9 protein-coding genes are annotated in these 14,661 nt (G+C 42.2%); 7 read left to right on the forward strand and 2 right to left on the reverse strand.

Annotated elements, in window-relative coordinates; translation table 11 throughout:
* The first annotated feature begins 14 nt into the window (after positions 1 to 14).
* Complete coding sequence (locus BLS24_RS06895; protein ID WP_091757432.1) at positions 15 to 2,030, forward strand: glycoside hydrolase family 3 protein; 2,016 nt, start codon at positions 15 to 17, stop codon at positions 2,028 to 2,030.
* A gap of 79 nt (positions 2,031 to 2,109) precedes the next feature.
* Entirely contained in the window at positions 2,110 to 3,990 is a 1,881-nt protein-coding gene (locus BLS24_RS06900; protein ID WP_176764362.1) for a sialate O-acetylesterase, read from the forward strand.
* Between the two features lie 9 nt (positions 3,991 to 3,999).
* Here BLS24_RS06900 and BLS24_RS06905 read toward each other — a convergent pair whose 3' ends face one another.
* Positions 4,000 to 4,884, reverse strand: coding sequence for an AraC family transcriptional regulator (locus BLS24_RS06905; protein WP_091757436.1), 885 nt, complete (start codon positions 4,882 to 4,884; stop codon positions 4,000 to 4,002).
* 80 nt (positions 4,885 to 4,964) lie between these two features.
* Here BLS24_RS06905 and BLS24_RS06910 point away from each other — a divergent pair, with 80 nt between their 5' ends.
* Positions 4,965 to 6,953, forward strand: a complete 1,989-nt coding sequence (locus BLS24_RS06910; RefSeq protein WP_091757438.1) for an alpha-glucuronidase — start codon at positions 4,965 to 4,967, stop codon at positions 6,951 to 6,953.
* 9 nt (positions 6,954 to 6,962) lie between these two features.
* Here the strand turns inward: BLS24_RS06910 and BLS24_RS06915 are convergent, their stop codons facing one another.
* A complete protein-coding gene (locus BLS24_RS06915) occupies positions 6,963 to 7,832 on the reverse strand; it encodes a helix-turn-helix transcriptional regulator (RefSeq protein ID WP_091757440.1) in 870 nt (289 codons plus the stop codon).
* Between the two features lie 203 nt (positions 7,833 to 8,035).
* Here BLS24_RS06915 and BLS24_RS06920 point away from each other — a divergent pair, with 203 nt between their 5' ends.
* From BLS24_RS06920 to BLS24_RS06935, 4 genes are all read left to right on the forward strand, one after another.
* On the forward strand, positions 8,036 to 10,879 hold the full coding sequence (locus BLS24_RS06920; RefSeq protein WP_176764363.1) for a glycosyl hydrolase 115 family protein: 2,844 nt from the start codon (positions 8,036 to 8,038) through the stop codon (positions 10,877 to 10,879).
* A gap of 46 nt (positions 10,880 to 10,925) precedes the next feature.
* Positions 10,926 to 11,864: an ABC transporter permease gene (locus BLS24_RS06925; RefSeq protein WP_091757444.1), complete on the forward strand. Its 939-nt coding sequence runs from the start codon at positions 10,926 to 10,928 to the stop codon at positions 11,862 to 11,864.
* Positions 11,865 to 11,879: 15 nt separating this feature from the next.
* On the forward strand, positions 11,880 to 12,752 hold the full coding sequence (locus BLS24_RS06930) for a carbohydrate ABC transporter permease (RefSeq protein WP_091757446.1): 873 nt from the start codon (positions 11,880 to 11,882) through the stop codon (positions 12,750 to 12,752).
* A 119-nt stretch (positions 12,753 to 12,871) separates the two neighbouring features.
* Complete coding sequence (locus BLS24_RS06935) at positions 12,872 to 14,581, forward strand: type 2 periplasmic-binding domain-containing protein (RefSeq protein WP_091757448.1); 1,710 nt, start codon at positions 12,872 to 12,874, stop codon at positions 14,579 to 14,581.
* Positions 14,582 to 14,661: the final 80 nt, after the last annotated feature.

A 14,661-nucleotide genomic window follows, 5' to 3' on the forward strand; every position in this document is an offset into this window, starting at 1 on the left:
ATTAGGAGTTATTTATGAGAGAAGCAAAATTAAAAGAAATGCTTGGAAAGCTCACTCTTGATGAGAAGCTTTCTATGATCCACGGAGCTGGATTCTTCCGTACTGCTGGAGTTGAGAGACTTGGTATTCCTGAGCTCATCTCATCTGATGGACCTATGGGTGTCAGAGGAGAATTTGCCAATGACAAGTGGATATCTGTTGGACACGGCGAAGATAATGTTACTTATTTTCCATGTAACAGCGCCCTTGCCAGCACATTTAACAGAGCTCTTGCTACTGATGAAGGTAGTGCACTTGGCGAAGAGGCAAGAGGCAGAGGCAAGGATGTAATCCTTGCACCGGGTATCAATTTAAAGAGAAGTCCTCTCTGCGGTAGAAACTTTGAGTATTTCAGTGAAGATGGATTCCTTACAGCGGAGCTTGCAATTCCTTTCGTAAAGGGTGTTCAGAGGCATGACGTTGCAGCCTGCGTCAAGCACTTTGCCATCAACCATCAGGAAACATCAAGACTTTCAGTTGATGCTGATATTGATGAAGACGTACTTAGAGAGAATTATCTCAAGGTGTTTGAGAGAGTCTTATTAGAGTCAGGCGCTCATTCTGTAATGGGTGCTTACAACAAGCTCTACGGTGATTTCTGCTGTGAGAGTGAGTTCCTCTTAAAGAAGGTATTAAGAGATGAATGGAAGTATGACGGTTTAGTAATATCCGATTGGGGCGGAGTTCATAATTCCAAGGAAGCAGCACTTGGCGGCTGCGATATCGAAATGTCCGTGACGGATGACTTTGACGAGTACTGCTTTGCAAATCCTTTGAAAAAACTTATCAAAGCCGGAGAAGTAGATGAGAAGGTAATTGATGAGAAGGTACTTAGAATCCTCAAAGTCATGAACAAACTTCATATGCTTGATGGAAAGAGAAAACAGGGCGCATACAACACAGCTGCTCATCAGAGAACTGCTTATAGAGTAGCTGCGGAGTCAATAGTTCTTTTGAAAAATGAAAAAGACGTACTTCCTCTTGATCCTGCAAAGCAAAAGAGAGTATTGGTTGTTGGTGATAACGCTATCAGACAGCACTCACTTGGCGGCGGAAGTGCAGAGATCAAGGCCTTCTACGAGGTTGCTCCACTTCTTGGACTCAAGGAGAGACTTGGGGGTAACACTAAGGTTGACTTCCTTATGGGATACGACGCAGAGATCGCACCAGAGAGTCAGGAGATCAACTGGCAGCAGGCAAGCCTTGAGGAGAGACAAAAAGAGGCTAAGGTCAAGAATAAGTTAAACAAAGAAATGAGCAAGGAAGTTATGGATGCTCTTAAGAATAACAAGTATGACAGTGTTATCTTTGTGGGCGGTCTCAACCATAACTATGATTCAGAAGGCAAAGACAGAATAGATATGGAGCTTCCTTATGGACAGGATGAGCTCATTGAGAAGATCCTGAAAGTTAGAAACGATGCGGTGATCGTCCTCATTGGCGGAAGCTCAGTACAGATGAACAAATGGATCGATAAAGCTTCTTCTGTTATCTGGAGCTATTACAATGGCTGCGAGGGTGGAAGAGCAATTGCCGATGTTATCTTTGGCAAGATCAATCCTTCAGGTAAGCTTCCTGAGACCTTCTATATGAAGCCTGAGGATTCATCAGCTATTTCTGTTGGAGATTTCGGAAATACTGATATGGTTCATTACAAAGAGGGATATAGGATTGGTTACAAGTACACAGATCATGCAGGTATTCCGGTTCAGTTCCCATTTGGCTATGGATTATCATATAGCAAATTCTCTTTTACCAAGGAAAAGTTCATGAAGGGCGAAAGAGAACTTAGACTTACAGTTAAGAATGAAGGTAAGAGAACCGGCCTTGAAGTTGTCATGGTATATGGTACCAACGACAGGACAGGCGTAAGAGAGCTTATCGGATTTGAAAAGGTTAACGTTGTCAGCGGTAGAAAAGTTGATGTGGCTATAAAGGTTCCAAAGGGATACAGCGACGTCAGTACTTCAAGAACTGCTAGCAAAAAATGATTAGTTCTTAGCAATTACATGCGTGAAAAGAAATTAAGCGATGGTTATAATCTTACCTATAGAAAGGAATGGTAGGATTATGTCATCGCTTAAATTATGTCGATTGATCTCTGATGGCGCAGTTCTTCAGCGCAGGAAAAGTATACACATATGGGGATGGGACGATGCAGGAATGCAGGTTACCATCAAACTTGAAAACGATATTACTACAGCAAAGTGTGACGCAAAGGGAAGATTTGACGCTTATCTTCCAGCAAGGGAAAGTGGTGGACCTTACAAACTCGTAGTGTCTGATGACAAGGGTGAAAAAGTCATCGTTGAGAATATCCTGGTGGGCCTTGTATGGCTCTGTACAGGTCAGTCCAACATGGAGCTTCCTCTTGCCAGGACCAAGGATCAGTATCCTGAGGTTGTGGCAAGTGATGAAAATGACAGGATCAGAACCTTTAAGATCGTAGAGGAGACCTGCTATACAGGCCCTTATGAAGAGCACAATACCGGTAGCTGGGTTTCAGTAGGCAGAGACACTATCATGAACCTTTCTGCTACAGGTTACTTTTTTGGTAAACACCTTCAGAAGCTCACAGGTCAGCCAATAGGCCTCATCAATGCAAGCCTTGGCGGATCAAGGATCTATTCCTGGATGGGCAAAGAGATGCTTGAGGGCTATGATGATCTTCTTGAGATAGCTGGTCACTATGCCGACAGCTCTTTTGTTGAAGGACAGATCAAAAAGAACATTGAAAATGGCGATAAGTGGAGAGGTGATATCTACAAGGCAGATAAAGGAATCTCAGAAAAGTGGCATGAGGATAAGCTTGATATTTCTGGCTGGACAGACCACAAGGTTCCAGGATTTTTCAAGGGAACAGAGCTTGACGGATTTATTGGCGCAGTTTGGTTTAGAAGAGAATTTGATCTTCCTAAGGAACTTGCGGGCAAAGAGGCTCGTCTTTTCATGGGAACCATGGTTGATAGCGATATCATCTATGTGAATGGACAGAAGGTCGGAGAGACTGGCTATCAGTATCCACCACGTAAATATGACATTCCAAAGGGACTTACAAGAGAAAAGAAAAACACCATTGCCATCAGACTTACAGTTGAGACTGGCATGGGAAGATTTACAGAAAATAAGGAACTTAAGATATTTAATAAAGATGCTGCAGTATATCTTGATGGAATCTGGAAGTGCAAGATTGGTGCTACCGCTGAGGAGATTCCTGCAACAGACTTTATCAACTGGAAGCCAACAGGCCTTTATAACGCTATGACAGCACCTTGCACAAACTACCCAATTGACGGAGTTATCTGGTATCAGGGCGAGAGCAATGTTGGGGATGGCTATGATTATGCAGATCTTACAGAGCGCATGGTTAAGGGCTATAGAAAGGCATGGAAGGAAGAAAATCTCCCATTCATTGCAGTTCAGCTTCCAAACTTTGTAATAGATCAGCTTCCAAGAACTGATGACTGGGGGCAGTTTAGACTTGTTCAGAACAAGATCCTTGATATGCCAATGACTGGTCTTGTGGTTACCATGGGACTTGGCGAAGACAATGATCTTCATCCGGTTGTCAAAGAGCCAGTAGGAGAGAGGTTAGCTCTATGTGCTGCTCATCTGAAATATGGCTATAATGGAGAGTACACTGGTCCTGTAGCCACAAGTGTCCTCATGGATAATGGGGAGATCACAGTTAACTTGACCCATGGGGGCGGACTTACAGTTAAGGATGCCGGCAAGGGACTTGAGTTACAGGATTTTTATGTAATTGATATAAATGGAAAAAGACAAAAAGCTAAGGCAAGACTTCAGGATGGTACTGTAGTTGTAGATAGTCCATTTGATGAGGGCAAGGCAAAGAGACTATGCTGGCTTTCAGAGAATACCTATCACGGCGGACTTATCACTAACAGCACAGGAATACCGATGTCTCCTTTTGACCTTGCGATCGAATGATAGGGGATATTATTTGTTATCAGCGCCAGTGCGATACAGCTTTCTAAACTCTGTTGGAGAGCAGCCGTTTACATCCTTGAATACTCTGTTGAATGTAGACAGGCTAAAGAAACCAGACCTAAGAGCAATATCCATTACAGAAAGGTCTGTGTCGCCAAGGAGCTCTTTGGCCATAAGGATCCTGCGCTTAGTGATATACTGATAGCATGATATTCCCATGTAGGACTTGAAAAGACGCTCAAAGTGGAACTTCGAAAAACCTGCTAGGTCAGCAAGCTTTTCAACAGTAAGTTCATCTGAGCGATGAGAATCAATATAGTTAGTAACAAGCACCAGCTTGTCGATGTTCTTGTGCTGGTAATCCTGAGCTTCAATAGGAGCAGGCGCATCGCTAAGGTGCATGCTACCGATCTGAGCCAAGATAAGTGTTACAAGAGAATAAACGGAGATCTGCAGAAACTCGTCGCTTGCGCCGTAGAGTCTGTCGATTTCCCAGAAATAGTTGTGTAATCTAGCTGATTCAAGAGGAAAATCCTTCTGTTTGATATGAGTATAAGAAGGAAGAGTCTTGAGAAGCGGAACAAGGGATGAAACCTGAGAGTAGCCGCCAATATCAAATAGGAGGATGAGCTTCTCACCGCCAGGTGCATCAGAAAGATACTCGTGAAGAGTTCCAGGAGCGATCATTACGATATCTCCAGGGGCAACGTTTATCATAGATTTGGTATCGTTGTGGAATTTCACTTTAAGAGAACCTGACACACAGAGAATGAGCTCTACCTCATTGTGCCAGTGCAGTGGATATTCTGAAAGGGTGTTGTGATATAGCAGAACTCCCTTTAAGGTATCATAGAAAATATCTTCCCGGGCCTGTTCGTTAATGTTATGTATCATACAGATTACACTCCTAATAGGATACTGCGTTTAATATGTGCATTATTTTAACATAAATTTACTAAAGAGAGGTATTAAAAATGGAATCAGCAAAATGGAGTCAGCTCTGGCTTGATTACAAAAAACGCAAAGACTCAGTAGAGAATATTGCTATTGAAGTTCTTGGTTTTGACAGAGCTCACAGGGTTATAGATAGCGGGGTAAAAGAACTTAAGACAGCACTTAGCAGATTATTTGGAGCAGAAGTTTCAGAAGGAAATGGGGCCGATGATTCTTTTGCTATTAAGATCGTAAAAGATAGCGCTGTGGCAAAAGAAGGCTACGAAGTGTCTTCATCAGCTTCTGAGATAAGGGTTACAGCTAGCGATGAAAACGGCGCTCTCTACGGAATCTTTGCAGCTATCCGCAAGCTTTCATGCGGCGCACGCAAGGAAGAAGTTTCAGAAAAGGCAGCACCATCTAACCCTCTTAGAATGATGAATCACTGGGACAACATGGATGGTAGCATCGAGCGAGGCTATTCAGGCAATTCATTTTTCTTTGTAAATAACGAGATCGTAGTTGATGAGAGGACTGTTGACTACGCTAGATTCATGGCCAGCATCGGTATCAACGGCATCGTCATCAACAACGTTAACGTCAAGGATGCTGCAAGCTATCTTATTACCGACAGATATTTTGCCAAGGTAAAAGAGCTTTCAGAGGTATTTGCAGATTACGGAATCAGATTATACCTCTCTCTTAACTTTGCTTCACCTATAGAGCTTGGAGGACTAACGCTTTGCGATCCTCTTGATGAGTCAGTAATAGGCTGGTGGAAGGATAAGATAAAAGAGGTATATGATAAGCTCCCTCTTCTTGGAGGATTCCTTGTAAAAGCTGATTCTGAGGGAAGACCAGGACCATTTACCTACGGCAGAACTCAGGCTGACGGCGCAAATATGCTGGGTGATGTAATAAAGCCATACGGCGGAATCATCATTTGGAGATGCTTTGTATATAACTGCACTCAGGATTGGAGAGATTACAAGACTGACAGAGCAAGAGCAGGCTATGACTACTTCAAGAATCTTGATGGAGAGTATCACGACAATGTAATTTTGCAGATCAAGAACGGTCCTATGGATTTCCAGATCAGAGAGCCTATTTCTCCACTTCTTGGCGGACTTACCAAGACTAATCAGATGCTGGAGGTTCAGATCGCTCAGGAATACACTGGTCACCAGATCGATTTGTGCTATCTCATTCCTATGTTCAAAGAGGTACTTGATTTCAAGACATATTGCCAGAAGGACAAAGATACTATCGCAGATGTTGTAAGCGGAAGAGCCTTTGGTAACAGCCTTGCTGGTATGGCAGCAGTTATCAACACAGGTAATGACTTCAACTGGACAGGTAACTATCTGGCAGCAGCTAATCTCTACGGCTTTGGAAGACTTAGCTATAACACAGAGTTATCCTCAGAAGAGATTGCAAGAGAGTGGATAAAGATGACATTTGCTCTTGAAATTGTGGATGAAGATATGTTAACTGACATGCTCCTTAGATCAAGAGAGATATACGAGAAGTACACAAGCCCACTTGGTATCGGCTGGATGGTAACTCCTAACGGCCACTATGGACCAAGTGTTGACGGATATGAATATTCAAGATGGGGAACTTATCACAGAGCAGATCACCTTGGAATTGGTGTAGACAGAACTGATAAAGGAACTGGCTATGCTCAGCAGTACTACAAGGAAAATGCGGAAGTTTACAATGATCCAAAGAAGTGCCCTGATAACCTGGTTCTTTTCTTCCATCATCTTCCATATACATGGAAGCTTCAGTCAGGAAAGACTGTGATCCAGCACATCTACGATACTCACTTTGAGGGATATGCACAGGCGCAAGAGCTTGCTGCAAACTGGGAGAAGCTTGAAGGCAAGATTCCTTCAGATATGTACAACAACGTGCATCACAGATTTGAGATGCAGCTAGCAAATGCAAGAGAGTGGTGTGATCAGGTGAATTCATACTTCTATAGAAAGAGCGGAATTGAAGACGAGCTTCACAGAGAGATATATTAAGCTGCTAGCTTAACTTTCATCTCTGTGAGATAACTGAAACTGTTTGGGTGCAACACCGATCTGCTTGGAGAATCTTCTTGAAAAGCTTGAGTAGTTGTTGTAACCAACCATAAAACAAACATCATATGGAGAATAGTTCTGGAGCAGTAATTTTTGTGCCAGAACTATTTTTTTGGCATTTATGTAGTGCTTTAAAGAATCTCCCATAGCTTCACTAAATACGCGGCTTAGATGGTCACTACTGTAGTGAAGGTCAGCAGACATCTTGTTGATGGTGATGTCCTCTTCTATGTGAGAGTCTATGTAATCAAAGATCCTTGTTACAACCTGCGGTGTAATGCTACTCTGAGCCTGTGTCGCAGCCTTTGATGAATACTGGCAGGTTAGGAGTAGGAATTCTGCCAAAAGAGATTTGGACAAAATGGAGTGCCCAAATTCCTGACTTACTAAACTAGCCTCAAGCCTTTCTGCTATTTCAATAAAACGTGGAAGAGCCTCTTCAGGAATGTGAAGGATATTCATATTAGGTGAAGCTTCGCTTCTAAATAGAGATGAGAAGTCTGTTTCAGCATCACCAAGATTTTTGAGATATTCATATTGGATGTTGATAACGATTCGCTCGTAACCGCTGATATTAACATCTTCCAGGTCAAGGCCGTGGAAAACTAAAGGGCTGATAAAGAACATATCGCCGCGTTTCATCTGTATCAGGTCAGGCTCGATCATGATGTTAACGTTTCCTCTCAAAAAGAAGACAATCTCGTAACCATCATGGGTGTGAACAGTCTTTACGTCAGAAGGCATAACTCTGGCTGTTTTGTGCTCACAGATGATCTCCTGGTCTATTATGCTATACGGACAATCCAAACATTTTCTCATTCTAATACCCCATTTTCTTTCTTCTAGACAAAACTCACAATGACTTAATGGAATAACTCGAAACCCTTGTGCAATATTATATCGGAAAATGCAAAAAAATTCTATCTTTTTGTGTATTTATATATAAATCCTAGACAATACAATTGAATTATAAAAAATGTGCTGACATTTTTTTATAATAAGTAACGATGTCGAGGGACAAGGTGGCAAAAGTAGGGTTTGACAACAGGATAATGTTTACATATGAAGCTAAGTCATATTCTGGCGTTAACCAAATTGCTACGTTAGTCAGAAAAGACGTAAATCTCGTAACAGGGTTCACAGCCAAAGAGTATGTCAGAGGCGAGAAGTGCAAGAACCTTGTGATCTACGGAACAGTTGACAGAAGCGATTATCTCGAAGAGCTTGAAAAAAGAGGTGTTGTAAATCTCAAAGAGGTAAGAGGAAAGTGGGAAGTATACAGCTTTCAGGTAGTTGATCATCCTATGGATGGCGTAGAACACGCTCTTATCATTGCTGGAAGCGACAAAAGAGGTACTATCTACGGACTCTTCCATTTATCAGAGCTTCTTGGAGTTTCACCCTTCGTCAATTGGAATCATGCATATCCTCGAAAGAGAAAGAATGTATTCCTGACAGATGAAGTTAATGTAGTAACCAAAGAGCCCTCAGTAAAATACAGAGGATTTTTTATAAATGATGAGTGGCCAGCTTTTGGTAACTGGGCAACAGAGCACTTTGGAGATGTAAATGCCAAGTGTTATGAGAGAATATTCGAGCTTCTCCTTAGACTTAAGGGAAATTACCTGTGGCCAGCAATGTGGAGATCCAACTTCAGTATGGATGGCCCTGGACTTGAAAGTGCAAGACTTGCCAATGAACTTGGTGTAGTAATGAGTACATCTCACCATGAGCCTTGCATGAGAACAGGAGAAGAGTACTCACTTCTTAGAGGTAAGGATTCAATATACGGAGACGATTGGAGCTTTATTTCTAATAGAGAAGGCATTACAAGATTCTGGAGAGACGGTCTTGTAAGAAACAGAGATTTTGAAAACGTAATTACTCTTGGAATGAGAGGCGAAAGAGATTCCAAGATCCTAGGGCAGGATGCAACCCTTGCCGATAATATAGATCTTTTACGAGATGTTCTAAAGACTCAGAACCAGCTCATAAAAGAGATAATAGATGAAGATGTTCAGAAAGTACCAAGACAGTTCGTACTTTTTTCGGAAGTAGAAGAGTTCTTTTACGGAGATAACAAGACCAAAGGCCTCCTGGGAGATCCAGAGCTTGAAGGCGTAACCTTGATGCTAAGCGACAACAACGTGGGCTATACCAGAACACTTCCTTCCAAGGAGATGAGAGACCACAAGGGCGGCTTCGGTATGTATTATCACATGGATATGCATGGCGGACCATTTTCCTATAAGTGGATCGGAGCAACATATCTCCCAAGAGTATGGGAGCAGATGACTCAGGCCTATGATTTTGGGGTAAAAGAGATATGGGTTGTAAATGTAGGTGATATAGGAACTCAGGAATTTGGACTTTCCTACTTCCTTGATCTTGCATACGACATAGAAAAATGGGGCGGAAAAGATGCTTCTATAACTCAGAAATACGTTTCTGAGTGGGTTGAGCGTTCATTTGGCGCTATGATGCCACAGTCCCTACGTAACAAGGCTCAGAAGATCATATGGGATTACACAGGTCTTTTGGAAAAAAGACGCCACGAGATAATGCATGGCAATGTATATCATCCACTTCACTACGGTGAGGCTCAGGATATACTTGATATATCAGAGGGAATCCTCAAAGAGGCAGCTGCCATCAAGAAAAGGATAAGCAATCAAGATATGTCAGCCTTCATTTCTCTTTTGTATTATCCAGCTTGTGGAACAGCAAACCTCATGAAGATGTGGATCCTGGCTGGAAGAAATGAACTTTTTGCTAGGCAGAACAGGATCGAAGCTAATCAGATCGCGGTATTAGTAGATGCTTGTGTCAAAGAAGACGACGCTCTCATTACTGAATATGAAACAGTAGATGATGGCTACTACAAGGGCTTTGGAAGATCAGAGCACATCGGCTTTATCAACTGGAATGAAGAAGATGACAGATTCCCAATGAGATACCTTATCTATGGGGCTAATTCTCCAAGAATGATGGTATCCCGCAAGGATGACGAGCACTACATGACAGGTACAGAGTGGTGCGACAGGCCACAGACCTGGAAAGACATGCTAAGAGCAGATGTAGATAGTATCGAGTTTGATCTTATAAATGGAAGCGAGCATCCATATAGATTTAAGATTACTGCTGACAATGATTGGATGAATTTTTCCAAGGTTGAAGGCGAGGTAAAGGCAAGAGAGAGAATAACTCTTTCAGTAGATAAGTCTTTATTAAAAGAAAAAGTGACAGGACATTTTGATATTGAGTGCGTAGGATTTGGCACAGCCCATACTACAGTAGAGGTTATGCCACCACAGGCTGTTCCTGGTCATTATATGGAGAGCGACGGATTTGTTTGTATCGAAGCTGAGCATTTTAGTTCCAAGAAGGATACGACAAAAGGCTCCTTTGAGGTCCTGTCTCCATATGGAAGAAGTGGAAGCGCTATAAAAGTCTTCCCTTCTACAGCAGATTTTTTGACAGAAAAGAAAAGACCAAGCGTTGAGTACAAGTTCTGGGTAGAGGATGAAGGAGACTACGAGCTCACATTCGACCTTGCACCAACTACACCAACAACCTTCAAGACTGAGCAGTATCTTGGCTACTCAGTAAATGAAGAAGAGATATGCATAGTTAATTCGGTACATAGAACTGACATACCATATTTCCTAAGTCCGCAGTGGGCGCAGGAGGCCAAGGACAATGTTAAGAAAGTCAGCGAGAAGGTTCGCTTAAAAGCTGGCAAGAATACACTGCAGTTCTACGGTATGAGTCCAGGCATAGTACTGGAAAGAGTTCTTTTTGTAAGAGATGGGGTAACGATTCCGAGTTCATACTTGGGCCCCAAAGAAAGCTACTTGGGCGATTGATCTTGTGGGGATAAGACATAAATAGAGAAGCATAAGGAGGAAAAGTATGAAAGAGAAGGGGAAGACGTCTAATTTCAAGTTTAGCGTCTACATGAAGAGGTATTGGCAGTTATATGTCATGCTTCTGTTACCACTGACATATTTATTAGTGTTCAAATATGCACCAATGGTCTATGTTCAGATTGCATTTAAGAAGTACAGCTTGGTTGAGAGTATCTGGAAATTGCCAGTAGCAGCCAATCACGGATTTGAGTATTTTATTAAGGCTTTTAAGACTAATGATTTTAAATATGCCCTTAGAAATACACTTACACTTAATTTGCTGGATCTGTTTTTTGGTTTTCCAGCACCTATCATTTTTGCACTGATATTAAATGAGCTTTGTTTTGCAAGATACAAGAAGGTAGTTCAGACAATTGCTTATATGCCTCACTTCCTTTCTTGGGTCATCATCTACAGCTTGGCACTTCAGCTCCTTGCACCAAATGATGGTCTTGTAAACATGGTAATTCATGACCTTGGCGGAAAAGCTATTCCATTCCTTAATGAAGAAGGTCACTGGATCGGAAGTTATATTGGCTTTGGTATTTGGCAGAACTTTGGTTGGGGATCCATTGTTTATCTGGCATCTATCGCAGGTATCAATCCAGAACTATATGAGGCAGCAGCTGTTGATGGAGCAGGAAGGTTCCGCAAGATGTGGCATATCACTCTTCCAGGAATCAAGCCAACCATCGTAGTTCTTCTCATCATGAGCCTTGGTAATATTCTTGGTGGTGGTTTCGACAGACCATTCGCATTCCAGAATAACCTCGTAATGAGAGTTGCTGACGTTATTCCAACATTCGTTTATAGAGTAGGTATTAAGGGACTTCAGTTCTCACTTACAACAGCTGTAGGTCTTTTCCAGTCAGTTGTTGGTGTGTTCTTCCTGTTAATGGCTAACTTCATCTCACGCAAACTTGGTGAGAGAGGAATATGGTAAAGGAGGAGCATAGACATGAAAGTTAAATCAAGAGCAGATAAAATCTGGGATATTGTATTTGTGATCTTTTGCTTGCTTGTAAGTGCGATCTGCATTATCCCAATGTTAAACCTCCTTGCTAAGTCACTTAGCGGTGTGGATTATATCGTAAGAAGTGAAGTATATCTTATTCCAAAGGGACTGAACTTCAAGGCATATGCAACAGTACTTAAGGATGCCAAGTACATAAGAGCTTTCTTCTGGACAGTTTTCCTTACTATCATTTGTACAGTTGCATCACTTACAATGACAACACTTTGCGCTTATCCTCTTATCTTCGAAGGACTTAGGGGCAGAAAAGCAATAAACGTATTCATTACTATCACGATGTTTTTCAATGCAGGAACAATTCCTAACTACCTGCTGATGCAGAAGCTTAACCTTTTGAGTAACCCATTGGTTCTCATCATTCCTGGTGTAATGAGCGTATACAACATGATCATCATGCGAAGCTTCTTTTATGGGATACCAGATAGCCTTCGTGAATCAGCCGAGATTGATGGAGCATCATTCTTTAGGATATTGATCAGTATTTATCTTCCTCTTTCCAAGCCTGTTATGGCTACACTGGCTCTTTTCTATGCAGTAGGAAGATGGAACGGTTATTCAGATGCCCTTATGTACATGAGAGAAGCCAAGTATTATACATTGCAGCTTCTTTTGTACAACATCATCAACAACATCAACCAGGTTGAGGTTGCAACACAGGAAGGCTTCTCAGCACCAGGTCTTTCAGAATCGCTTAAGGCTGCGGTAGTAATGTTCTCAACAGTGCCTATCCTGTGCATCTACCCATTCCTTCAGAAGTACTTTATTCACGGGGTTACATTAGGTGCTGTAAAAGAATGATCACTTGGCGAGGTATTTTCGAGCTTAGTGAGAATTCTTGTTCTGGCTCACACGAAGTGTGAGAGCAGAACTTCCTTATTGGTAGTAATTTAAATTTAAATAAATATGGAGGTATAGTTATGAAGAAAAAGGTATTATCTATGTTTCTTGCATCCGTTATGGCACTTTCAATCGTGGCTTGCGGATCATCAAACGGGGGCTCTGAGACCCAGACTGGCACAGATACAGCTAAGCAGGAAACTGCTACTGAGTCTGAGACAACAGCTGAGCCAGAGACTGCATCTGAACTTGTTGACGGCAAGTTTGCTGAGACAAGAAAGATCACAGTAGAGATCTACGACAGAGGAAACGATGGCGGATCAGATCCAGAAAACAACATGTACACAGAGTACATCAAAAAGGGAATGCTTGAAGAGCACAACGTAGAAGTTACTTTCAAGAAGGTTCCAAGATGGACAGAGGTTGATGATATCAACAACCTTCTTGCAGCTGGCGAAGCTCCAGACATCTGCGTAACTTACAGCTATCCTACAGTTCTTACATACGCTCAGATGGGCGGTGTTATCGACCTTGCTGACTATGTAGATGCATACAAGGCTGATCTTCCAAATCTTTGGAACTGGCTTGGCGAGCAGAACATCTACTGGGATAAGGATCCTAAGACAGGTTCTATCTGGGCAATCGAAGGTAGACGTGCTGAGCAGCAGAGAATCGTAACATTCGTTCGTCAGGACTGGCTTGATAAGCTTGGGCTTGAGGCTCCAAAGACAACTCAGGAATTCGAAGATATGCTTATTGCATTCAGAGATAACGCTGATACTCTTCTTGGAAAAGACGCTTCTAAGATGGTTCCATTCTCAACAAGCTATGATGTAGGTTGGAGAACAGCTAACATCATCACATCTTTCATGGATCCTAAGATCACAGATAAGGAATACTACATCAACGGATTCGATGACAGAATGGTAACACAGGCTTCTACAAAGGAAGCAGTTAAGCTCCTTAACAAGTGGTACAACGAAGACCTTATTTGGAAAGATTTCGCTCTTTATGGAAGCGGAGACACAACTGAGGATGACATGATCAAGGCTGGTTATGTTGGTGCATTCCAGCACAACTGGGATTATGTATTCAGAAACGGTGAAGACAGCATCAACGCAAACCTTAAGAGAAATGTAGGTGAAGATGCTAAGTTTGTTGCTGTAGATTGCTTCCAGAACTCAGACGGAAAGTATGCTAAGTGGCTTTACAGCTCAGCTGGTGACAGAAAGATCTTCTTCCCAACAACAAACACTGAGCCTCTTGCTTCACTTCTTTATGTTGACTTCATTTCAAAGCCTGAGACAATTAAGTACCTTCAGGCTGGTGACGAAGGCGTAACACACGAAGTTCTTGATTCTGGTGCTATCCAGATCATTGCTGCAACAGGCGATGCAATCCAGAACTCTGGTAAGAACATTGACTACACAATCACATGTAACGGAACAAACTTCGGTGATGAGAAGCTTGCAGCTCTTTCACTTGCATATGGTTATGCAGAGGCAGATCCTGAGCTTGTAAGCCAGGCAGACGTTATCTCTCGTACAGATGGTATTGAGCCAGTTAATGTAAACGTTGGTGAGATCACAGCAGAAGCTGGTGTTGGTGATACTCTTTCATCAAAGAGAGACCAGATCTATGATAACGCTGTAGTTGCAGCAGAAGCTGACTTCGATTCAACATGGGATAGCTATATGTCAGATTACCTCTCAGCAGGTGGACAGGCTATCATGGATGAGCGTGCAGAGAAGTGGGCTGAGTACTTCGGCGATGCAGACATGCTCCCATAATAACTAGACTTTTAAAGTGAATTTGAGGCATAACCCTTGCGGTTATGCCTCTTTTTCTATCCGCAAATATTAAGCTGATT

The organism is Butyrivibrio sp. INlla18 (assembly GCF_900103635.1).
Classification (GTDB): Bacteria; Bacillota; Clostridia; order Lachnospirales; family Lachnospiraceae; genus Butyrivibrio.

Bases quoted from the DNA above. Each gene is read 5' to 3' on its own strand.
- BLS24_RS06910 (WP_091757438.1), top strand. From the start codon at position 4,965: ATGGAATCAGCAAAATGGAGTCAGCTCTGGCTTGATTACAAAAAACGC.
- BLS24_RS06900 (WP_176764362.1), top strand. From the start codon at position 2,110: ATGTCATCGCTTAAATTATGTCGATTGATCTCTGATGGCGCAGTTCTT.
- BLS24_RS06905 (WP_091757436.1), bottom strand. From the start codon at position 4,884: ATGATACATAACATTAACGAACAGGCCCGGGAAGATATTTTCTATGAT.
- BLS24_RS06895 (WP_091757432.1), top strand. From the start codon at position 15: ATGAGAGAAGCAAAATTAAAAGAAATGCTTGGAAAGCTCACTCTTGAT.
- BLS24_RS06915 (WP_091757440.1), bottom strand. From the start codon at position 7,832: ATGAGAAAATGTTTGGATTGTCCGTATAGCATAATAGACCAGGAGATC.
- BLS24_RS06925 (WP_091757444.1), top strand. From the start codon at position 10,926: ATGAAAGAGAAGGGGAAGACGTCTAATTTCAAGTTTAGCGTCTACATG.
- BLS24_RS06930 (WP_091757446.1), top strand. From the start codon at position 11,880: ATGAAAGTTAAATCAAGAGCAGATAAAATCTGGGATATTGTATTTGTG.
- BLS24_RS06935 (WP_091757448.1), top strand. From the start codon at position 12,872: ATGAAGAAAAAGGTATTATCTATGTTTCTTGCATCCGTTATGGCACTT.